A 22369-nucleotide genomic window follows, 5' to 3' on the forward strand; every position below is an offset into this window, starting at 1 on the left:
CTGTTAAATAAAGTCATCCATGAAATTAGGAAATTTTTTTTTGTTATTATTTAATAGATAGTTAGGTGCAATATTCTCGTATTGTAGCTGGATGCACAAAAAAACTTTCAATTAGTAGGAATTACTGCGGTTTGAGCCACAGCTAAGCTGGAATATGGGGATCAAGCCACGGTAATTTGCTGTCCTTAGGGGCAATTAGAGGAGTTAGCTTTAATAGCAGGCTTTTTAAATCAAAAATTCCTATAATAAGTAAAGGCATACGATAAGTTTTTTAGTAAGGGCGAAAGTCCACTAAAAATTTTCACTAAATATTGGATTATTTTAATTATTTTGCCTACGCTAAAACAGCAATGCTCACTACTATTTAGGTGTTTTTTATCAAAGGAATTGATAATGAATATTTTGAAAATACAAGTAATGCGAGGTCCTAATTACTGGTCAAACTACCGTAAGCATTTGATTGTAATGACGCTTGATTTAAAACAATATGAAGAACTCCCGACAAATTGCTTACCCGGGTTTAAAGATAAATTACTGAGCTATTTGCCAGGCTTAAGAAAAGATTTTTGCTCTTTAGGCTACGAAGGTGGCTTTGTCGACCGTATGGAAGAAGGAACCTGGTTAGGACATGTTATTGAACATGTTGCTTTAGTAATGCAATGCGAAGCAGGCATGGAGTGTGGCTTTGGTCGAACTTATGGGACTGACAATCATGGGGTTTATGAGGTCATATTTTCCTACGAGCTGGAAAAAGCGGGTCTTTATGCTGCCTATGCCGCGGTGAATTTGGTGAGTGCTTTAGCTGAAGGAAAAGAGTATCCATCTTTTGCAGACGACATGGCTCACCTAAAAGAAATAAAAAGAACCGACGGATTTGGTCCCAGTACTCAAGCCATCATTGATGAGGCACGCAAAAGAAAAATCCCGTATAAGCGCCATAGTAATTCCTCTTTGATTACATTAGGTTATGGGAGAAATCAGCAAAAAATATGGACGGCTCTTAGCTCAAAAACCAGTTCTATTAGCGTGGATATTGCCGCTGATAAAGAATTCACGAAACGAATGCTTGAGGATCATTTTGTTCCTGTGCCACCCGGTATTACCATCGAATCAGAGGATGAGCTACCAGGAGCTATTGAGCAATTAGGTTATCCTTTAGTGATCAAGCCTTATGATGGCAATCATGGCCGGGGAGTAACTACTAAGATTCATGATTACGAAAAAGCTATTTTTGGTTTTGAATTGGCGAAAGATATTTCTGATAAAATCATTATTGAACGCTACGTTGCAGGCAATGATTATCGATTTTTAGTGGTCAACCATAAAGTGGTTGCTGTAGCCCAAAGGACTCCTGCGATGGTTGTTGGTGATGGCCTATCCACCATTGAACAACTTATCCATCTCGCGAATATGGATCCTAATCGTGGTGATGAACATGAAATGCCATTAACTAAAATTACCATTGATGAAAGTACCCTTTTAATTCTTTGTCAGAATAATTTAACCTTGCGTACCGTTTTAGCGCCAGGGCAAATTGCTTATTTAAAAGAAACAGCAAATTTAAGTGCAGGCGGTACGGCTACTGATGTGACTGATAGAGTGCATCCGCAAAATTTATTTTTTGCAGAACGTGCGTCAAAACTACTTAATTTAGATATTTGCGGTATTGATGTGGTTTCCGCAAATATTCAAATTCCGCTTAATGAAAATCACGGCGCCATAATTGAGGTTAATGCTGGTCCTGGTTTACGCATGCACTTGGCTCCTACCTACGGCAAAGCAAGAAATGTAGCCGAACCCATTTTGGATATGCTTTATCCCCCGTCTGCCCAGGCCACAATCCCCATCGTCGCGGTCACGGGAACTAATGGTAAAACTACAGTAGTGCGTTTAATTGAGCATATGGCTTATCGTGCGAATCACGCAACTGGCGCAACGACAACCGAGGGAATTTATTTAAATACTAAATTGGTTTACCACGGTGATTGCAGTGGGCCACTAAGTGCTGACGCGGTTTTACGTGATCCCTGTGTTGATTTTGCGGTTTTAGAGTGTGCTCGTGGGGGGATTTTGCGTTCAGGTTTGGGCTTTGATGAGTGTGATGTCAGCATTATTACCAATGTTGGTAATGACCATTTGGGGCTCAATGGTATCAATACCCTAGAAGAATTAGCCGAGGTTAAAGCCGTAGTTGCTTTAAGCACGAAGAAAAGCGGATGTGCAATTTTAAATGCGGATGATCCCATGGTTTATGCCCTGCGTTCAGAGTTGAATTGTAAGATTGCTTTATTTGCTTTATCTGAAAACGCAGCGATCCAAGCGCATTGCGATGCGGGTGGCTTAGCCGCTTATATTAAAAATGGTTACATTGTGATTCGTACTGGCCTAAAGCGAGAAATTTTAGCTGAAGTGAAAGAAATTCCCATCAGTTTTAAGGGGATGGCAACGAGTATGATTCAGAATATTTTGCCCGCAGTTCTGGCTGGGGTTATTTGCCGATTTTCTTTAGAAACGATCCGCGATACGGTATTTAATTTTCACCCTACGCCGGAAAATCTGCCCGGCAGAATGAACCTATTTCATTTACCCAATAACTGCGATGTTTTAGTGGATTATGCGCATAATGAAGGAGCGTTCTTAGAGTTAAAGAATTATCTAGATACCATTTATCGTAAGAAAAAAATAGGCATTATCGGAATGGCAGGGGATCGCCGTTCAGAAGATTTTCATGCCATTGGTTGCCATATAGCCGGGATGTTTGACGAAATTATTATTCGCCATGATGTCGATGGCCGTGGACGGACGAACGATGAAATTACTGAACTGTTATTAGCGGGAATCAAGAGTTCTAAATTCCAGCCGGCAGTTAAAATTATTTCGGATGAAGTTGATGCTTTGGAAGTTGTATTGGATGGTAATTGCTCTGATACCTTTATATTTTGTGCGGTTGAAAATGCATTTAGGGTGACTGGCGTCATGCAAGAAAAAGTTAAAGACGCTTATGTAGAAAGTGAGGCTTATGATGATACCGAAGGCTAAATTGCTTCTTATTGGTGGGGCTGAAAATAAAGGTGATGCTCCACCAGATGTTTCTGAGCAAAAAAAGGAATTTAGACGTTATGAAATTTTGAGTGAATTATTGCCGCCCTCAAATAAAAAGATAGAAATCATTACTACGGGTTCGGAAATTCAAAATGAAGTAAAAAAAGATTATGAGCAAGTCTTTCAGAATATGGGGTATGGCAATATTGATTTTCTCCCTATTAAAAAAAGAGCTGAAGCGCGGGGGAAAGAATACCTGAAGCGGGTTGAGGAAGCTGGGGCAATTTTTTTTACTGGGGGTGATCAGTTTCGTTTGTCGACTATCTTAGGGGGAACCCCAATAGTCGATCTCATTAGAGAGCGTTATTATAAGGACAGTGATGTCATTATCGGCGGAACAAGCGCCGGAGCAATGGTGATGTCTTCGATAATGATTATGGGGGGTGGTTTGTCGGAGGCCTTAATTTATCGTAATTTATCCACCTGCTCGGGGCTTGGTTTTTTACAATCATGCATCATTGACACGCATTTTATTAAACGAGGGCGATTTAGCCGCCTTGCACATGCCATTATTATTAACCCTGGGCAATTAGGTATTGGGCTGGGGGAGGACACTGCCTTAGTAATAAAACATGGTTCTGATGCGGAATGTTATGGTTCGGGAATGGTGGTCATCATTGATGGCAGGGATATTAATCAAACAAATATTACTGACGTTGATGAAGGCGAGGCTGTATTTGTTGAGAATCTCAAGGTGCATCTCTTAGTCAAAGGATGCCAATTTTCTCTTAGTAATCGTGCATTGAAAAGTCCGGAAATTCCTGCGAAAAAGGAATAAAGTTCGAGGGATATTATGAATAAGATTGCGATCGCAGTACATGGTGGTGCAAGCGAAGACAGTAGCTTTTTGCGTGAGAATCAGCGAGATGTTGAGCAGGGCTTATCGCAAGCGGTGGAGCAAGCTTATGCCGTTCTGGAAAAACGAGGAAGCTCATTAGATGCCGTTGTTGCTGCGGTGCAAACGCTTGAGGATAATCCATTATTCAATGCAGGTTGTGGTTCTGCTTTGAATTGTCGAGGCGAGGTCGAAATGGATGCCTCCATTATGGAGGGAAGTTTGTTACAGGCTGGTGCGGTATCAATGGTTGAGTGTGTTAAAAACCCAATCAGTCTAGCTCGTTTGGTGATGGAAAAAACCTCACATGTATTTCTTTCCGGTTATGGTGCATTAGAGCTGGCTACGGACTATAAGCTGCCTTTAGAACCTAAATCTTATTTTATCAAACCTCACCAATATGAAGCTTTTCAACGCTTAGTGCTAAGCGAAACCAAGGAAGAGCGACGTAATAAAAAATTGACGGGCACTGTTGGTGCGGTTGCCTTAGATATTTATGGGAATATTGCTGCTGGCACCTCAACTGGGGGTGTAAGTAATAGTCTGCCTGGCCGAATTGGGGATAGCTGTATTATTGGTGCTGGCTGTTATGCCAATAATGAAACCTGCGCGGTTTCGGGTACGGGAGTAGGGGAATATTTAATTCGTGGTGTTGTTGCCCATACGATTTCGATGATGATGGAATTTAATATGCCATTACAACAAGCTTGCGATCATGTAGTTCATGAACGCAACCAGCGATTAAAAGGGGAAATGGGAGTAATTGCCTTAAATCGTCAGGGTGATTTGGGTTTTTCTTTTAATTCTGAAATTATGAAAAGAGCATGGAAAAGTAGTACGGAAGCCCTACAGGTAAAGATTGATAAATAGGTCGCATAGAAAGTTCACTTAATCACAAGGAGGATCGCTATGGGGTACATTATTGGATGGTTGCTGGGTATTCCTGTTAGTATTTTGGTCTTAATCTGGCTTGTTTCTCACATTTAATCACAATAAGGATATTAATTATGATGACCGATCATTCTGTAAATGTAGTCGAGGGCCATAAAATAACCTGCATGTGCTGGACGGCAGTTATTGCCGGGGCCTTAGTTGGTTTAGGCATTGGCTTTTTGCTGAATTTGTTTGGGGCTGCGATTGGTTTAAGCGCATATAAAATGAATCAAAGTGAAGCGGTACTTGCCATTGGCGGAGTTATTGGACTATTAATTGGTGTGATTGTCGCCATGGGAGCGTCAGGCTTTGTTGCGGGTTATTTGGGGCGTTTTCATCATTGCTATTGCCATGGGGGGGTAATTTATGGCTTCATCACATGGAGTCTGGCATTAATATTAAGTGCCTTGTTCGTAATACCTACTATGCGTTATGTGGGATTTTATGCGGACAATATTAATTCTGCATTGATTGCCTCCGAGATTTCTAATGCGGCAGGCGGTGCGAACCCTGCTTCAGGTGCAAGCGCTACCCCCGCAGCAACTAAGGGGAATGTAGCCCCAACTCCTGCGAATCCTACGGGGACTAAAGAGCAAGCCTCTGCTCCTAGTCAGCCAATTAAATATCCTGCATGGACTGGTTGGATTTTGTTTATTTTATTCTTCGTTGGAGCGCTTTCAAGCTGTATTGGTGCTTGCTATGGCATGCGTTGCAAAGGATGTCATACGGTAAATAATTAACGACAACGCTAGTATAATCAAGGTTTTCTAAGTCTGAATTAGAAAAACCTTGATTATGCTGCGCTGCATCTTGGCTACAATTCTGCTTTATGAAAGAACGGTCCTGTCAAATAATAGACATCTAATGCCTGCCCGCTTATACTCTGCCAAAAAATGAAAATGCAGTTATCGCTAAGGTTTTACATGCTTGATCATTTGCAACTCGCAATTCTTAGTAAACAAGTATATTACAAAAAAGAGATAAAATTAGGGGATTGGCAACGCGTGTTCTGGAGTAGCGCCGATGGGTTAGGGGTTGCTGTTTACCAGAATAATAAAAATGAGATGGTTATTGCATTTCGTGGCCCAGATGCAAGTACACTAACCGATCTTATCTCTAATATTAAAACGATTGTCCCCATGCTTTGGGGAAGCAAACCCAATACGTTGACTTCGGCCAAACAGCTGGTGGAGGAAATGCGTAATCAACGTGGGGTGTTCATACGCTTGTGCGAATTTATCCGTACCCAATCACATAATCAACTGTATTTAACTGGTTATTCGTTAGGGGGGGTATTAGCAGGCCTTGTTGGTTATGAGTTACTTAAAGAGAAAGGTAAAACCTATGTCGTCGTAACTTTTGAAAATCCAGGTTATCTTCAATATATCGAGCAAGAGGATAGGACGCGTTATGCTCAGGACTTCCAGGCGCGATATTTTACTTATCTAACTAATCCAAATTTAATTAATACCTTTAATGATCATATAGGTACTATTTATCGTGTTAAGCTCAAAGCGTATAACAATGATTTATTGTCGCAAGGAAATTATTATATGCGCCGAGGGATGGAATGTGTCATTGATGACTTCTTGCGGTTTATGTTACTCGCCTGTGCTTTAAATGCGTTGAGTATCGTATTTTATGGCCATGAGATAATTCCACTTAGTTTTTTTTATTTACTTAATAAATTGATTGAAAGCACAGGTAAATTCTTTCCTGTTTCCGAATTTGACCTTCATAATTTTCTAGCACTATTTGTTAGCGTGTTGGGGGCGGTAAGTTATCGTGCTGGAATGCAGCTAGTCGATAAAATGGTTATGGGGATTTTAAAAAAACATCCTCTGGATGGGATTATTCTGGAGTTATCTAAGGTACAAGGAACAAATAATATCTGTACCATTGAGCAATGGCCTAGAAGTGGGCAATACATGAGGCATCAGGCACAGCATCTTTTAACCTGGTTAAATCCTCAAGGGCATTCTAGTGTTTTGAATCTACCCCATCTTGAACGAGTAGACGAAGAAAATATTCTTGGTATGCCAGGCTATAAGCAGAAATAAACCATTTGGGCCCAACCTATAATTCATTTAGCTATTCGCAAGTTTTTTATGGGCTGTGTTTGAGTATTTTTTCAAGAGCTTATAAAATTCTTTAGCCTCTAGGGGTTCACTGAAATAAAATCCTTGCATAATGTGGCAGCCATTTTCTTTCAAAAATTTTACTTGTTCTATGGTTTCTACACCTTCGGCTAGGCATTTAATTTCCATACTATTGGCTAAGGCGATGGTGTTGCACACAATATTACGACTGTCGACGCTGACATCAATATCCTGAATAAAGGATTTATCAATTTTAAGCTGATCTACTTTAAAAATTTCAGATTGCTAAATTCCGAATACCCCGTGCCAAAGTCATCAATAGCCAAGGAAATACCCATTTCCCTGAATTTATTAACAATGGGGATGGCTTCATTCGTGAAGGCTTCTGATTCGGTTAATTCTAATTCCAGATATTTCGGATCTAAGTCTTGAGTGGCTAATATTTCTGCAATGCACTCGACGAGATTCGGCTGAGCTAACTGTCTTGCAGATAAGTTAACTGACATTTTGAAGTTGGTAAAACCGTTCTTTTGCCATTTTTTTAATTGTAGACAGGCAGAACGCAATACCCATTCGCCAATGGGGAGAATCATATTATTCATTTCCGCAATGGGGATAAATTCTACCGGTGAGACTTTTCCTAATATAGGGTTCTCCCAACGCAATAAGGCCTCAGCACCGCAGATTGTTCCTGTCTCTAAGTCAATAAAAGGCTGGTAATTTAGGGTTAATTCATTTTTTTCAATCGCTCGATAGAGTTGATTTTCTATATTTAGTTGTCGAGTGGCATCTGCATTAATCATGGTGCTATAAATACGCACACTATTTCCACCGCTTTGGGCGGCTAATACGCGAGCCGCTTCGGCATTGGTGATCAATGTATCTGCATCGCGGCCATTGAGGGGAAAGATACTTACGCCAATGCTCGCAGTTAATTTCAATTCTTGTTTGGCAACATATACAGGATCGTTGATTACCGCAAAAAAATCTTGGACGCTGGTGCTTATATCCAGCTCATCGGAAATCGCATCAATTAAGATTACAAAGACATCTTGGCGTAGTAATGAAATGAAATATTGATTATTTTTGCCAAATAGTAATGCAAACCGTTGGGCGATGCGATGAATAATGGTCGCTGCAGCCTGATGGCCAATACTGTCATTGATTTTTACCATTCCATTAAGGGAAAAGCAGGCGATGGCAAAACTATAATGATTCGTCATGGCATTTTCAGTGGCGATATGTATTTGCTCATAGAGTAAGCGTTCATTAGGCAATTCGGTTAACAAATCATGGGTTGCCTGGTAGGTGACTAATTTAAGTGAAGTTTCCAGTTCCTCAGTACGCTCTTTTACTCGCTGTTCTAGAATGGCATTCATACTACTTAGTTTTGCCATTAGTAATTCATTTTCATAACCTAGGCGAACGACTTGGCGGATAATTTTATTACCAATAAAACAGGCAATGGTCATGAAAAGACCAAGGATTAAAAAGGCAGTGGTAATAGGCATATTGATATGATGACTGTCTGCGATACCTGGAGAGATTGCTGTATGATAAATAATTGTGGGGGCTAGTAAGCAGACAATACTAGAAAGCCCCATAGTCAAATCCATCGACGTTGAGAACGCAAAGCAAATTAAGACGGCTGACAAAAAGATAATCGTAGTGAGTTGTTGTTGGGGACCATCCATAAATAAAATACCTATACTACCCCAGATCAAACAGATTGTTATAAGCAAAGAGAGAAACCCTTTGCGGCATTTACGGATTTCAGCGGTAGTAATATTGCTGTATTCAAAACGCAGCCCCCACATAACATTGAGTAAATTTGCAACGACTAGGATACAGTACCAATAGATACTTAATCGTGATTCAGCTGAATTATACAGTGCCAGAACATAAAGGAATGCTCCTATTATATTTGCAAATGCACCAAGTTTAACCATGCTATGAAAAGAGAGTGACGTTTCAAACTCTATTTTTTTATCAATTTCTCGTTGTTCACTTAATGTTAACTGCGGTGTTTTAGTAAATTTATGTTTATTAAGGGGCTTAGACATTTGTGATCCTTGCCATACCAAAAAATCCATACGCATTGTTGGTTTAATCAACATAAAATAATTTTATGCGTATTAAATCGCTTTTTTTAAGTATAGCGTAATCGGCAAAAAAGAAAGGGATTTTAAAAAAACGTTATTTTGATGGTGGTTATGGAGAATATTTTTAATTTTCCTCGCGCAAAGAGTATGCTCATTTTAGCTCGAATTATCAGGGCTGGACTGCGGTAATTCGGCCTTCTATTAGGTCAGGTACATTTAGACGAATTTGGATGCGTTTGCACGTTGTTCCTATGGCTAATCTTTAAATTCTCAGCAATATCAACGCAGCAGCAAGCAAACCTGCGGCAGGAATAGTCAATAACCAGGAAAAGAAAATTCGACGTATGACGTTCCAATGTGCACCCTTTAAACCTCGAGTTAGGCCGACACCAGTTATGGCCCCGGTTACGGTATGTGTTGTAGAAACAGGCACCCCAAAATGAGTAGCGATGAATAAGGAAACCGCCGCCCCGCTCTCCGCAGCGCAGCCTCTCATGGCATTAAGACGGGTAATTTTAGTGCCCATAGTATGGACAATGCGCCATCCTCCAAATAGAGTCCCTAGGCTAATTACGGCTTGGCATGAAATGACCACCCACATAGGAACATAGAAAGGGCCTTCAATCCACGCGTTTGAAAATAACAATACCGCAATAATACCCATGGTTTTTTGGGCATCATTACTGCCATGAGTCAAACTTAGCAACGCAGAGGTACACAATTGGGCTCCATTAAACACTCGTTTCAAACTTTTCTTGCGTCGGCGTGGGAAAAATTTTTTCAAACTGTAAGTAATGAAAAGGCCCACTAATAAACCTAATACAGGGGAAATAAAAATACCTGCAATGACTTTAGTAATGCCCACAATTTTCAATGAAGCAAAACCGCTTTTGGCAATAGCGGCTCCTGCCAGGCCACCGATAAGTGCATGGGATGAGCTTGAGGGTAAGCCATAATACCAGGTAGCTAAATTCCAAACTATGGCCCCAAGTAAGGCGGCTAAAATTACATGTGAATCAACAACCTGAGGATCAATTAGCTCTTGGCCAATGGTTTTCGCCACCGTTAAATTAAAGACTAAGAACGCAATAAAGTTAAAAAACGCGGCCCAGATCACTGCTTGTCGAGGACTAAGCACTTTGGTTGTCACAATAGTTGCTATCGAGTTTGCCGCATCATGAAAACCATTAATAAAGTCAAAACAAAACGCAATAAAAATTACGATGAGTATGAGCAAGGTGGTATGATCCATATACAATGACGCTCCTGTCTTTTATGTTGTTATATATGGTAGCTGCTGTGCGTCATCAACTTAGATACTAGACTCATTATCCGTTTAATCGGCATAGGAAGCTCAATGCCTCCAGACGCAATTGCCGCCGTTGCGTGCTGCTCTTCATCTGCTTGCATTTGTTTTAGTATAGCTTGCGTTTTTTTATCTTGTGTCGGTAACTTTTGCAAATGATGTTTTAAGTGTGCAGTCACTTGCCGCTCGGTTTCTGCAACAAAGCCCAGGCTAATCTTATCTCCTGCAAATCCCGCCAGGGCCCCGAGCAAAATGGAACCACTGTACCATATTGGATTAAGAAGACTGGGTTTTGAGCCTAATTCATAGAGGCGCTCTTCACACCAGGCAAGGTGATCCACTTCTTCAGCGGCAGCGTCGCTCATTTGTTGTTTGATGTGTGTCAATTGGGCGGTTAGGGCTTGTCCTTGGTAAAGGGCTTGGGCACATACCTCTCCGGCATGATTAACCCGCATTAAGCCGGCAACATGTTTTTTTTCTCGCAAGCTGAGGGGATTGTCTTCGATCTCCACTGCGGGAGAATGTCGAGTACTGACTCGTTTGCTAGGAGGTAATACTGTGCGTAGCGCGTTGTCTACTTCAGATATAAAGGCATCAAGAAAACTCATTGTGCGCATGATTGTCTTAGCTAAGATAAGGTTGTCCTATATTAGCTGAATGAAGCCAGCTTTTAAACTATTCATAGAGGATGACTTCTTAACTTAACGCGATGGGTCTTATTACTTCCATTATGGTTGTTATTGGCACAAAGCTTAAGAAAATATTAAGTGTTTTTATGGCTGTTTAATTTTAAATCATTTATACTTGGGGATTCTGGAATTATTGGCATCAGGATTGGCATGTTTTTTTGCGTTTTTTAGATTAATAGATAAAGGGTTAGTTCAATGAGAAACCTTAAGGCAGCTTATAAACATAATATAATTGAACTATTTGAATCACAGGTACAGCACGTGCCGCAGTACCCTGCTATTAGTGAAGGCGATAAACACTTTACCTATAATTCCCTCAATGAAAAAGCGAATCAGCTCGCGAACTGCCTAAAAAAGCACCACGTGCGCTCGGGTGAATTTGTGGGAATCTTATTAGAGCCTGGAATCGATTTTATTGTTAGCGTGTTGGCTGTAGTGAAACTTGGGGCAGCTTATCTGCCCTTAGATGCCTTGGCGCCACCAGGCAGATTGGTGGAGCTAATAGATGATGCTCAGCCGAAAATGGTCATTACTAATGAACAATACCTATCTTTACTTGGTGAAGATAAAGTAGCAGTTCATCTAATCAAAAATTTGAATAGAGAATCCATTAGTTTTTCGCGAGAAAACTTATCTATTCCTATTGCGGCTGACGCTCCCTTGTATATGATGTACACTTCTGGCTCTACCGGAAGGCCCAAAGGGGTTATTGTTCCGCATCAAGCTGTCGTTAATCTCGTGAGCGAACAAAATGATTTTCGTTTGTGCGCAGGAGATGTAATTGCCCAGTTTAGTAATCTTGCCTTTGATGCCAGTTCCTTCGAGGTGTGGAGCGCTTTGCTTAATGGCGCGAATCTAGCCATTATACCCTACGCAATCAGAACCGAGCCTTCTCAGCTTAAACAGTTTATTGCGGAGAATCAGGTACGCTATTTATGCTTGCCTACGGGTTTTTTTCATCAACTGATTAAATCGGCAGCGACTACTCTTGATGGCATTCGTGTCCTTGTTTTTGGTGGCGAACAAGTTAATGCCAGCTTAGTAAAAAATTTTTTAGCCTATCGTAAAGAGCAGGCTTTAGCTATTGAACTGATCAATGGCTATGGCCCTACAGAAGCGACTGCTTATGTATGCCGACAGCGTATAGATGAACATAGCAGGTGGTCGGATGATTCTCTGTCCAGTATTGGTACCCCTATTAATAATGTAAGGATGTATGTACTCGACGAAAATAAACAGCCAGTTACTGAGGGCGAGCTGTATATCAGTGGGATTAATTTAGCGCTAGGTTATCATAAGGCGCCAAAACAGAATGATGAAAAATTTATTGCTAATCCTTTTTGTCAGACAGAGCCGTTCCAACGTTTATATAGGACGGGTGATCGCGTGCGCCAATTGGCTTCTGGGGAATATCTGTTTTTAGGGCGTTTTGACGATCAGGTTAAAATTGGTGGCTTTCGTATTCATTTGAATGAAATTGAAAGGCAACTCATGCGTTTTCCCGAAATTAGTCTGGCCGCGGTTAATGTAGAGCTCGGTGGGGGCTCACACAAGATGCTTGCCGCTTATATTATTTTATCGACCCAAGAGACGATAGTCAGTGCAGATGAGATTCGCAATTTTTTAAGTGAAGTATTACCTCCTTATATGTTGCCGGCTAAGTACGTCATGGTGGAGGAATTGCCGCTGACTTTAGTCGGAAAGGTGGATAAATCTAAATTAGACTCCCTACCTCATACTGATTTATCATTTCATATTGATACTTCTTCATCCAGTATGATTGAAGAGGTGATCAAAAAAATTTGGCAACATTTATTAAATCGTAAGGTTATTGATGTCCATAAAAATTTATTTGAATTAGGAGCAAGCTCTCTGTTAATCGCGGAAGCATGCAGCAAAATTAACAAAGAATTGCAATCGGAATTGCAAGTCGCGGATATTTTTTCGTACCCAACCATTTATAAATTAAGTTGCTATCTTGAGGGACAAATCGAGGTTCTAGCGGTAAAAACAGTTCAAGCTGCCGTCAGCAATGACGTGGCTATAATCGGGATGGCCTGCCGTTTTCCTGGTGCTAATTCACTGCCGGAATATTGGGATAACTTATGTATAGGAAAGGAAAGCTTACAGCGATTTGATCGGGAGCAATTGCCAAACCAACCCAGCAACGTTGCCGAAAAACATTTCGTTCCAGTGCGGGGGATTCTCCGAGGAATTGAGCAATTTGACGCAAACTTTTTTGGCTTTAACCCTGGCGATGCACAAATCGCCGATCCGCAACAACGGGTTTTTCTTGAATGCGCTTGGGAGGCATTAGAACATGCCGCCATTGCTCCAGAAAAATTAGAAGCGCAATCGATTAGTGTTTTTGCAGGGATGTCGGATAGCACCTATTTGCAAGAGAATCTCTTAAAAAGTACTTGGTTTAATAAGGAGCATGATCTCTTACAACAGCGAATTGCTACCAGTGCGAGCATGTTTAGCACACAAGTTTCCTATCGCCTCAATCTCAAAGGTCGTAGTATCAATGTGAATACCTCCTGTTCTACGGGCTTAGCTACGGTAGACCATGCATGCCAGGACTTAATTCTTGGATACAGTGATATTGCCTTGGCTGGTGCTGCATCGATTGTGGTACCCCAGACAGAAGCGTATGTCTATCAACATGGGGGCATCGTCTCTCCTGATGGACATTGTCGTCCCTTTTCTGATGCAGCTAATGGCACGGTTTTTTCTAATGGTGTGGGAGTTGTTATTTTAAAACGCTTAGAGGATGCGCTTACGGATGGCGATACCATTTATGCTGTAATTAAGGGGCGTGGTGTTAATAATGATGGCTCAGACAAGCTAGGATTTACCGCTCCAAGCACCCGCGGGCAAATGTCATGCGTACGGGAAGCCTTGAGGCAGGCACAAATAACGGCGGATGACATGGGGTATCTTGAGGCCCATGGTACCGCCACCGCCTTGGGGGATGTGGTTGAAGTAGGGGCTTTAACCGCCGTTTATCGCGAACAAACAGAACGAAAAGAGTTTTGCTTCCTGGGCTCAGTCAAAGGTAATATTGGTCATACCGAGGTAACTTCCGGAATTGCGGGATTAATTAAGACGGCCTTATGTCTGTATCATCGTCAAATCCCCCCTATGTGTGGTTTTCTTAAGCCAAATCCTGATTTATTTTTGCAGGACAGTCCTTTTTTGATTAATACCCACCTGCAGAATTGGGAAGTTATGAGGGGGCAGCGTTATGCGGGAGTCAGCTCTTTTGGCGTCGGTGGCACCAACATTCATATGGTATTAACTGAGCATAGCCAAGAAGCTGGCTCGCTGAGCGTTAATAAAGAGCAACTCTTTATTGTTTCTGCGAAAACCAAACGCGCTTTGCAGCAAAATACGGAAAAATTAGTGCATTATTTAACGACTCCAGCGTCTGCAGGTAATTTAGCTGATATTGCTTATACCTTGCAAAAAGGTCGAGAAGATTTTTCCTGGCGCCGTTTTGCGGTGGGTAAAACAGTAGATGAATTAATTCACAGTCTAAATCAAAATCCCATTGCTCAATGCCACGAGCCTAGCCCCAATGTGGTATTTATGTTTCCAGGACAGGGTTCGCAGTACCATTTAATGGCGATGGAGCTGATGGAAAAAGCGCCCTTTTTTGCTTTGTTAGTCGAGCAAGGGGTAAATCTTGCTAAGAATTACATCAATTGCGATCTCTTAGAATTAATCCGCACTCCAGATGATGCACGCTTAAACCAAACTCAGTATGCCCAACCAATTTTATTTATTATTGAATATGCTTTAGCGCAATTATTAATGAGTTATGGAGTGCAGCCAGATGTGCTTATTGGGCACAGCATTGGGGAGTACGTCGCGGCATGTTTGGCGGGTATCTTTTCTTTTGAAGACGCGATTATCATTGTGTGTGAACGTGGCTTATTAATGGCTGGGGCCGAGCGTGGCGATATGCTTGCTATTGAATGCAGTGCAGAAGAGTTTACTGTTTATCAGCAGCTTATTCCTGTAGAGCTGGCTTTGCATAATGCCGGCAATCATTGTGTTGCCTCAGGCTCTGTTGCTGAAATTAGAGCCTTGATGCAACAGTTGTCACGTTTGGGTAAACGTTATCAACAATTGAATGTTAGTCACGCGTTTCATAGTCGTTTTATGGCGTCCGTGGAGCGGCCATTTAAAGAAATGCTGACTAATATCTCTTTGTCTGCGCCGACTATACCGATTATTTCGAATGTAACTGGTACCTGGTTGTCCAGGGAGGAAGCCACAAATCCTGACTATTGGTATCGCCATATGCGCCATACCGTAAACTTTTGTGATGGTTTACATACCGCGCTGGCAGATGCGTGCTCATTCTTTATTGAAGTAGGACCTGGTCGTAGTTTAAGTACTTTCCTCAAGGAAGTTGTCGGGGGGACGGCAGCGGGTATTTCTATAACGCAGGTTTTAGCCCATCCCCTTGTTCAGCCGCGGGATTACCAACAGCTAATGTCTGCCTTAGGCGCCTTGTGGCAGCGGGGTATTCGCATTGATTGGAACAGCATCCACGCCAATGAAAAAAGGCAGCGAATCCCATTACCAACCTATGCCTTTCAACGGCAGCGCTATTGGGTTGAGCCGGATAATGTACGGCATGGTGCAGCAGGTAATCAGCAGATGTATGTTCCAGCCTGGTCGCATCAACCGGCGTATTTGGAGTCTTTAGTACTTAGCATCAATGATATTGCGGCACATAGTTGGATTATCGTTTACGATCGACAGGGATTTGCATCCCAAATCGTAGATTTCCTTAGCGCATATGGAGTAACTCCGATTTCTGTTGAATTCGCGAAAGAGTACGTGGCTCATTCCTCATCTCATTTTAGTATCAATGCTACTGAAAAAGCTCATTATGAGGCCTTATTTAAAACGCTAAAAAATCGGGTGCAACGTCCAATTATCGTGCATTTATCTTCCTGTGATAATGACGCGGTAACTTTGCTTTGTAATGACGAAGTCGAACAGCAATTAGCGCTTAGTTTTCATAGCCTGCTCTATTTAACTCAGGCCTATTTGCAACATATTGGCGAGCATATGCCCTTGCAATGTGCGCTGATAACGCGTGGCACCCAACAGGTGTTGGGTACGGAAACAATGGTACCGACTAATGCCAGTTTGATCGGGGCTTGCCGGGCTATCATGCATGAACATCCAGCCTTAATGTATCGGGTCTTTGATCTTCATCCAGATGAGTTAGCCGCTGATAGCCCCCTGTTAGTGAATGAAATTGTGCATACTTGCCTTCAGGGACAATGGGAGCGCCATCGCCCGATTATTGCCTACCGTCATGGTTTTCGCTGGGAGCTGGCTTATACTGAAAGTAAGACCTCGGTTGCCAAAAATCGCTTTAAAGATGATGGAGTTTACCTGGTTACCGGCGGGATGGGGGGCGTCGCTTTTAGTTTGTGTTCCGCTATTGCCAAGAGCGTTGCTCGGCCTACATTTATTCTCTTATCACGTAGCCCAGTTATTGCTTCCTCAACATGGGGCCCTATTTTGCATGATAGCCAGCACCCGTTGTATGCAAAAGTAAGTCGTTTACAACAATTACAAGATTTAGGTGCGAGGCTTTTTTGCCACCAGGTCGATGTAAGCCATGAAGCACCTTTAGGTGAGGCCATCTCGTATTATAAGAAGCAGTTAGGTCGTATTGATGGCATGATTCATGCGGCGGGGATTGCTGGAGGTGGATTGATGCAGCTAAAAACCAAAATTAAAGCCGATGCCGTGTTGGAGCCTAAGCTGCAGGGAACTTATAATTTAGCTCGAGCATTGCACGGAGTAACGTTGGATTTTGTAGTTTTAACTTCCTCCCTTGCGGCAGTTACTGGAGAAAAGGGACAAGTTGATTATTGTGCGGCTAATGCAAGTTTGGATGCCTTTGCCAGTGCCAGACTGTTTTCTACGCGGTGTATGTTGAGTTTGAATTGGAATAGTTGGCGTGAGCTGGGAATGACGGTTGAAACTCAACGTCCGCATGATGTGCACTATTTGGGGCGTGGCAATGATATTTCTTCTCAAGAGGGCCAGCAGTTATTTTTACAGGCAATGGAGCGCGATCATGCTCAAGTCATCATTTCCAATTATGAACCGGAACGTTACAGCATGATGTTGTTGCAATCTCCCTTGTCAATGCCAATGGGACAACCGAAAATGACACGCCATGATTTGAATGTGAGTGGTCGTTATGAAGTGCCCACCAATGAGCTTGAGACGCAATTGGCGCAATTATGGCAAGATAACTTGGGTATTGAGGAAGTAGGTATCCATGATGATTTTTTTGATTTAGGTGGCTATTCCCTAAAAGCATTGAGTTTAATTGAAAAAATAAATAAAACCTTTGTGGTTTGTGTATCGATACACCATTTGTACACAGCGCCTACGATTAGGCAACTCGCTCAACTCATCCAGACGAATCAAGATTGCAGATAAGAAAGTATTGGGAATAAATAGATGAATATAACTCGACAAGAAATACCAAATTTTGGTAAGGCCTATGATTTACTCAATGTCTCTTTTATTATTCTAAATCAACAATTGCATATTGATTATATTAATGACGCAGCTCGTAACATTTTGCACTTAACACCAAAACAAAATCGCGCCGAGCAGTCTTTTTTTGAGTTATGGACAACGTTAAAACTTCCTTCGCTTTTAGATGAGCGTGGCAAAATAATTAATCAGACCCCGATTGAAATTAATGGCGTGTTTCTCAGTTGGAAATGCATTGCAGCTTGCATTGATAATGAGGAAAAACTCTTCCTGCTTGGGAAAGATGTTACGGAAAAGGAGCGAATGTTCCAATCGATGGAAAGTGCTTGTGAGCAGATTTTAGGTTTTAAATTTAAGCAACGATACGCGCTGCCTTATTATATTAGTGAAGTGTATAACTATTTAAATGGGATTATTAATAAGATCCCGTGTTATGTGTATTGGAAAAACCGGGACTTGCAGTATATTGGTTGCAATCAGATGGCTGCCAATTTCATTAATTTGCAATCGACCGAAGACATCATTGGAAAGACTGATTTTGATGTGTTTAAAGATTGGGAGTTAGCGAAAGAATATCGTGCAACGGATGAGCAGATTTTTGCGACCGGTAAAGCGGTAATTAATCAGCCGGGGGAATTGATTAATGATGAAGGGGATGTGATCCATACTTTAGTCAGTAAAGTACCTATTTTTAATCAGGCGGGCGAGATTATGGGGCTTGCAGGTATTTCTGTTGATGTAACCGATTTAACCAAAGCGCAAGTATCTTCCGAGTTAGCTAACAAAGTTAAAACCGAGTTTATTGCCAATATGAGTCATGACATCCGTACGCCTTTAACCGGAGTAGTCGGTATGGCCAAGCTATTAGAGGATAACTTAAGTGATGCTTCGCAAAAACAATATGCCCACTGGCTTGGTGAAAGTGGTACGCAATTGCTCTCCATGCTGAATGGAATTTTAGATGTAGTGTCTGCAGATAATGTGAATGAAGCAGATGTTCATGTAGAGCCCTTTGATTTGCGTCAATTGGTGCATAACATAGAGCAGTTAGAACGCCCATCGACCATGATTAAAGGATTGGATTTGGTGGTTCGTATAGATGAGCGGATTCCTTCGTGTTTATGCAGTGATGCGACTAAAATTCACCGCATTTTACTTAATTTATTGGGTAATGCGATTAAATTCACGCAAGCAGGGCGTGTTGAAATCACCCTAGACCTTTTAGAACAAAATGAAACGTTTGCATGGATTCGATTTCATATTGCTGATACGGGTATTGGTATACCTGAAGAGTTACAAGACAAAATATTCGATCGTTTTTATCGGGGAACTCCATCCAATAAAGGAACCTATACTGGGCATGGGGTAGGTTTGCATATCGCGCAGTCTTATGTGGAGTTGCTGGGTGGCGAAATTCAGGTAAGCAGCGAGCTTGGCAAAGGAACAACGTTTTATTTTGATCTTTCATTGAAAATTGGTGAGTCTCGAATTAACATAATGCCCCCTCGCTTATCTGATGAAATGAACGATAGAATGGAGACGGTTTCTGGCATTAATTCCCCTAAGGAATCTTGTAAATTATTGTTGGTTGAAGATAACAAAATAGCTTTATTTACCTTGGAAAATCTAATTAAACTAGCAGGTTATCAATTTACTAGCGTTATGGATGGTGAAAGTGCCTTGCATCTGGCAAAAAAACAAAGTTTTGATTTAATTATTACGGATCTTGGTTTACCTGGTTTATCGGGCATTGATTTGACCCGAAAAATTCGTGAGTTAGAACGAGAGCAACATAAAGAACCGATACCCATCATTGGGTTAACGGCGCATTCGGAAGGTAAGATAAAAAGAAATTGTTTAGAGGCGGGAATGAATGAAGTGTTCACCAAGCCGATGACCACCGATGTGTTAGTGAGAATTAAAACGACTTATTTTTCCGAAACAGCTGCTCTTACGGCCCTTGTTACTAAACCTAAGACTGAGGGAGCAAGCTCCGAGTTATCAGGCAGTGAAGGATATTTATTTCAATTAGATTGCTATAAGCTTTTTAATGTACAGCGGGCTTTAGATGATATGGGGGGAGATATTAATCTACTGAAGAGTATTTTAACCTCAATTATGGAAAAGGAAACTCCTGCTGATTTACTTGAACTTGAGGATGCACATCGCCAAAACGATTGGCATACAGTGCAAAAATTAGTGCATCGTATAAAGAGTGGTTTTGTGTATTGCGGCGCTGAAAAATTGGTAAAAGCTTGCCAGTATTTGGAATTTTATCATAAAGCAGGCCATAGTTCGTTGTTGGATGCTTTATATAAACAATTGCTAGCGGTGGTCGAGGAAACCATGGAGGCGGTGCGATCTTGGTTGTTAATTAATTGATTTATATAAGTAAGACGTCATCCCGACGTCTTACTTAAGGGCAGTGGAGGCTTTCTTGACTCTCCAAATGATGAAGGTGCATCCTCTCCGAATCATCATCATCTTCTTCTTTCTCCTTTCCTATTTACAACAGCATCTTTCATCTCTTGGTGAAGGCCTGCTAATGCGGATAAAGATTGGGTTTATCCGTAGATGGAAATCTAGCTTCGGGAATAATTATACTGACGGTGCCCCCATATGCCTGTAAATCCATGGAGTACCAGTACACACTAGTTTGCACCATAAGCTGTAATCTAGCGTAAAGGTAGTTCAAAAATTAATATTTTGCTGTTCTTTATTTATACGGCTATTCAAAGCACCGATAAAAAGAATGATCGGCATAATTGAGTAAAGCCATATCGTGAACGCTATCCCCATAAGCATAAAGTTCATAATTCTCTCTAGCGGCATACTGGTTTATAAATTCATCTAACTTTTGTTGTCCAATACAATACTTATTTCGCATACGGCCAGTACTTTTATTGCTCCTTGTATCAAACTCCAGCTGCGTACAAATTACGTGATGAAACTGATATTTTTTGGCTAAGGGTTCGAGGTAAATATCCCACCCTCCACTAATTAAAATACAGCGATGACCTTGTTGCTGATGAAACTCGAGTCGTTCCATTGCTTCTTTACGTAATTTCTTGATGAGTACTTGTTCGATAAATTGTAAGGCTTGCTCATTGAGATCGTATTTATCTCGGCCTTTTAAAATAAGGCTATCAAGATAACTATGCCAACTTAAGCGATCCTGTCCGGATTGTCCTCTTGAATAAGCAAAACTCGATACGAGACTACTAAGCATTTTCGGGAAACCGGCCAAGTAGTTTAAAAAAAGCAGTCTACTTGGCAGACCTTTAGTTAATGTCCCATCAAAATCAAAGAGTGCAAGTACTTCTTTATCCATAACGTCTCATTAAAATGGTAAGACCAACGAAGGATTGATGGTCGTAATTAATTTGCCAAATAGATCTTTTATGTTTTCCAGAGCTGTATAATTTGTTGCTTCAAAACGCAGCGTTAAATAAGGTCCCGTATTGGAAGGGCGAATCAGTCCCCAGGCATTGTCATGCTTTACCCTTAGCCCATCGATCTGCACCAGTTCTCCTCCTAGGTACATGGGAGCATGGATAATTAACTGCTTCATGAATTCTTCCTTGTGCTGTTCTTCAATGTCAATTTTTAATTCGCTCGTACTTAAGGATTTAGGAAATTGCTTAAAAAAATTATGACTATCTTCTAACGGCTCACTTAACATTTCTAGTGTTCGTGCGGCAGCATAAATACCATCATCATATTCCAGCCAGCGATCGTTAAAGTAGAAATGCCCACAATACTCACCGCCGATCGCCGCTCTATGCTCTGACATACTGGACATAATATGCGCCATACCAGTTCGAGTCATAATCGGGCGTCCTTGATGGGCGGCGATGTACTCATTTAAATGTTGGGTACATTTAATATCAAATACAACGCCTGCATTGGGTTCTTTTTTCAGTAAGGCATCAGCAAAAGCCAACAGCAAATAATCGGAAGGAATAATACAGCCTTGGTTATCGACAATACCTAAACGATCGCCATCGCCATCAAAGGCCACGCCTAGGTCTGCACGTTGTTGCATAACCACTTGGCGTAGGCGAGTTAAATTTTCTTCTACGGAAGGATCGGGGTGATGGTTGGGAAAACTTGATTGCACGTCACAATATAAGGGAATAACCTCACAACCTAAAGTGGTTAATAGCGTTGGGACCACGTGTCCTGCCACTGCATTACCACAATCGACCACAACGCGAAGTTTTTTAATAGTTCCTGTACGTTCTTTAACGAGGCGAATGTATTTATTAATTATTTGTTCTGAAGGATATTGAACCAGTTTGCCTCGTTCTTGGCGATCGATTAAAAAATTTTCATTCATAATACGTTGGTATAAAGAATAGAGTCTATCCCCATAATAATTCTGATTCCCCAAGGTGAGTTTTAAGCCATTATAGTCTGCTGGATTATGGCTCGCAGTAACCATCAATCCAGAATGGCATTGCAAATCAAACATCGCAAAATGTAATACTGGGGTTGGTAGGCAGCCAATATCGATGACTTGAGTACCACTTTCTAATAAACCTTTAATCAATGATTCTGCAAATACATCACTACTCGCTCGACTGTCACGAGATAGCAAGAGAGTGTGCAATCCGTGAACTTCCTGTAGCTCACTTCCAATCGCCACACCTAAGGTATAATAAGTATTTTCATTTAAGTCCTCACCAACTTTACTACGAACATCATATTCTTTGAATATTGATAAAGGGGGTTTTATTAGATACGACTTGCTCATA

At 41.4% G+C, this 22369-nt stretch carries 11 protein-coding genes and 1 pseudogene; 7 read left to right on the forward strand and 5 right to left on the reverse strand.

Features of this window, described 5'->3' with window-relative positions; genetic code table 11:
* The first annotated feature begins 393 nt into the window (after window positions 1–393).
* The 5 genes from cphA to E1P08_RS05760 all read left to right on the forward strand — a co-directional run bounded on the left by cphA (window position 394) and on the right by E1P08_RS05760 (window position 6930).
* Window positions 394–3039, forward strand: coding sequence for a cyanophycin synthetase (cphA, locus tag E1P08_RS05740; RefSeq protein ID WP_133136078.1), 2646 nt, complete (start codon window positions 394–396; stop codon window positions 3037–3039).
* The gene (locus E1P08_RS05745) at window positions 3020–3880 is read left to right on the forward strand and encodes a cyanophycinase (RefSeq protein WP_242602390.1); all 861 of its coding nucleotides are present in this window, start codon (window positions 3020–3022) and stop codon (window positions 3878–3880) included. Before cphA ends, E1P08_RS05745 begins: the two co-directional genes overlap by 20 nt.
* A gap of 15 nt (window positions 3881–3895) precedes the next feature.
* Window positions 3896–4807 (forward strand): isoaspartyl peptidase/L-asparaginase family protein, encoded by a 912-nt coding sequence (locus E1P08_RS05750; RefSeq protein ID WP_133136079.1) that lies wholly within the window; start codon window positions 3896–3898, stop codon window positions 4805–4807.
* A 137-nt stretch (window positions 4808–4944) separates the two neighbouring features.
* Window positions 4945–5610, forward strand: a complete 666-nt coding sequence (locus E1P08_RS05755; protein ID WP_242602391.1) for a hypothetical protein — start codon at window positions 4945–4947, stop codon at window positions 5608–5610.
* Between the two features lie 183 nt (window positions 5611–5793).
* Complete coding sequence (locus tag E1P08_RS05760) at window positions 5794–6930, forward strand: alpha/beta hydrolase family protein (protein ID WP_165485101.1); 1137 nt, start codon at window positions 5794–5796, stop codon at window positions 6928–6930.
* A 27-nt stretch (window positions 6931–6957) separates the two neighbouring features.
* On the opposite strand, the pseudogene E1P08_RS05765 reads toward E1P08_RS05760, so the two are convergent.
* The 3 genes and pseudogenes from E1P08_RS05765 to coq7 all read right to left on the reverse strand — a co-directional run bounded on the left by E1P08_RS05765 (window position 6958) and on the right by coq7 (window position 10994).
* Window positions 6958–9086 (reverse strand): annotated as a pseudogene (locus tag E1P08_RS05765) (putative bifunctional diguanylate cyclase/phosphodiesterase).
* Window positions 9087–9333: 247 nt separating this feature from the next.
* The gene (locus E1P08_RS05770; RefSeq protein WP_133136081.1) at window positions 9334–10323 is read right to left on the reverse strand and encodes an inorganic phosphate transporter; all 990 of its coding nucleotides are present in this window, start codon (window positions 10321–10323) and stop codon (window positions 9334–9336) included.
* A gap of 29 nt (window positions 10324–10352) precedes the next feature.
* Window positions 10353–10994 (reverse strand): 2-polyprenyl-3-methyl-6-methoxy-1,4-benzoquinone monooxygenase, encoded by a 642-nt coding sequence (gene coq7, locus E1P08_RS05775; RefSeq protein ID WP_133136082.1) that lies wholly within the window; start codon window positions 10992–10994, stop codon window positions 10353–10355.
* A 267-nt stretch (window positions 10995–11261) separates the two neighbouring features.
* On the opposite strand from coq7, the gene E1P08_RS05780 reads away from it, so the two are divergent.
* Window positions 11262–17552, forward strand: a complete 6291-nt coding sequence (locus E1P08_RS05780) for a polyketide synthase (protein ID WP_133136083.1) — start codon at window positions 11262–11264, stop codon at window positions 17550–17552.
* A gap of 21 nt (window positions 17553–17573) precedes the next feature.
* A complete protein-coding gene (locus E1P08_RS05785; RefSeq protein ID WP_133136084.1) occupies window positions 17574–19994 on the forward strand; it encodes an ATP-binding protein in 2421 nt (806 codons plus the stop codon).
* Between the two features lie 346 nt (window positions 19995–20340).
* Here E1P08_RS05785 and E1P08_RS05790 read toward each other — a convergent pair whose 3' ends face one another.
* A complete protein-coding gene (locus E1P08_RS05790) occupies window positions 20341–20943 on the reverse strand; it encodes an HAD family hydrolase (RefSeq protein ID WP_133136085.1) in 603 nt (200 codons plus the stop codon).
* A 9-nt stretch (window positions 20944–20952) separates the two neighbouring features.
* Window positions 20953–22368, reverse strand: coding sequence for a phosphomannomutase/phosphoglucomutase (locus E1P08_RS05795; RefSeq protein WP_133136086.1), 1416 nt, complete (start codon window positions 22366–22368; stop codon window positions 20953–20955).
* Window position 22369: the final 1 nt, after the last annotated feature.

The organism is Legionella rowbothamii (genome assembly GCF_900639985.1).
GTDB classification, from domain to species: domain Bacteria; phylum Pseudomonadota; class Gammaproteobacteria; order Legionellales; family Legionellaceae; genus Legionella; species Legionella rowbothamii.

Excerpts from the sequence above, each read along its gene's own strand:
- E1P08_RS05790 (WP_133136085.1), bottom strand. The coding sequence starts at position 20,943 with ATGGATAAAGAAGTACTTGCACTCTTTGATTTTGATGGGACATTAACT.
- cphA (WP_133136078.1), top strand. The coding sequence starts at position 394 with ATGAATATTTTGAAAATACAAGTAATGCGAGGTCCTAATTACTGGTCA.
- E1P08_RS05750 (WP_133136079.1), top strand. The coding sequence starts at position 3,896 with ATGAATAAGATTGCGATCGCAGTACATGGTGGTGCAAGCGAAGACAGT.
- E1P08_RS05780 (WP_133136083.1), top strand. The coding sequence starts at position 11,262 with ATGAGAAACCTTAAGGCAGCTTATAAACATAATATAATTGAACTATTT.
- E1P08_RS05760 (WP_165485101.1), top strand. The coding sequence starts at position 5,794 with ATGCTTGATCATTTGCAACTCGCAATTCTTAGTAAACAAGTATATTAC.
- E1P08_RS05745 (WP_242602390.1), top strand. The coding sequence starts at position 3,020 with ATGATGATACCGAAGGCTAAATTGCTTCTTATTGGTGGGGCTGAAAAT.
- E1P08_RS05795 (WP_133136086.1), bottom strand. The coding sequence starts at position 22,368 with ATGAGCAAGTCGTATCTAATAAAACCCCCTTTATCAATATTCAAAGAA.
- coq7 (WP_133136082.1), bottom strand. The coding sequence starts at position 10,994 with ATGCGCACAATGAGTTTTCTTGATGCCTTTATATCTGAAGTAGACAAC.
- E1P08_RS05770 (WP_133136081.1), bottom strand. The coding sequence starts at position 10,323 with ATGGATCATACCACCTTGCTCATACTCATCGTAATTTTTATTGCGTTT.
- E1P08_RS05785 (WP_133136084.1), top strand. The coding sequence starts at position 17,574 with ATGAATATAACTCGACAAGAAATACCAAATTTTGGTAAGGCCTATGAT.
- E1P08_RS05755 (WP_242602391.1), top strand. The coding sequence starts at position 4,945 with ATGATGACCGATCATTCTGTAAATGTAGTCGAGGGCCATAAAATAACC.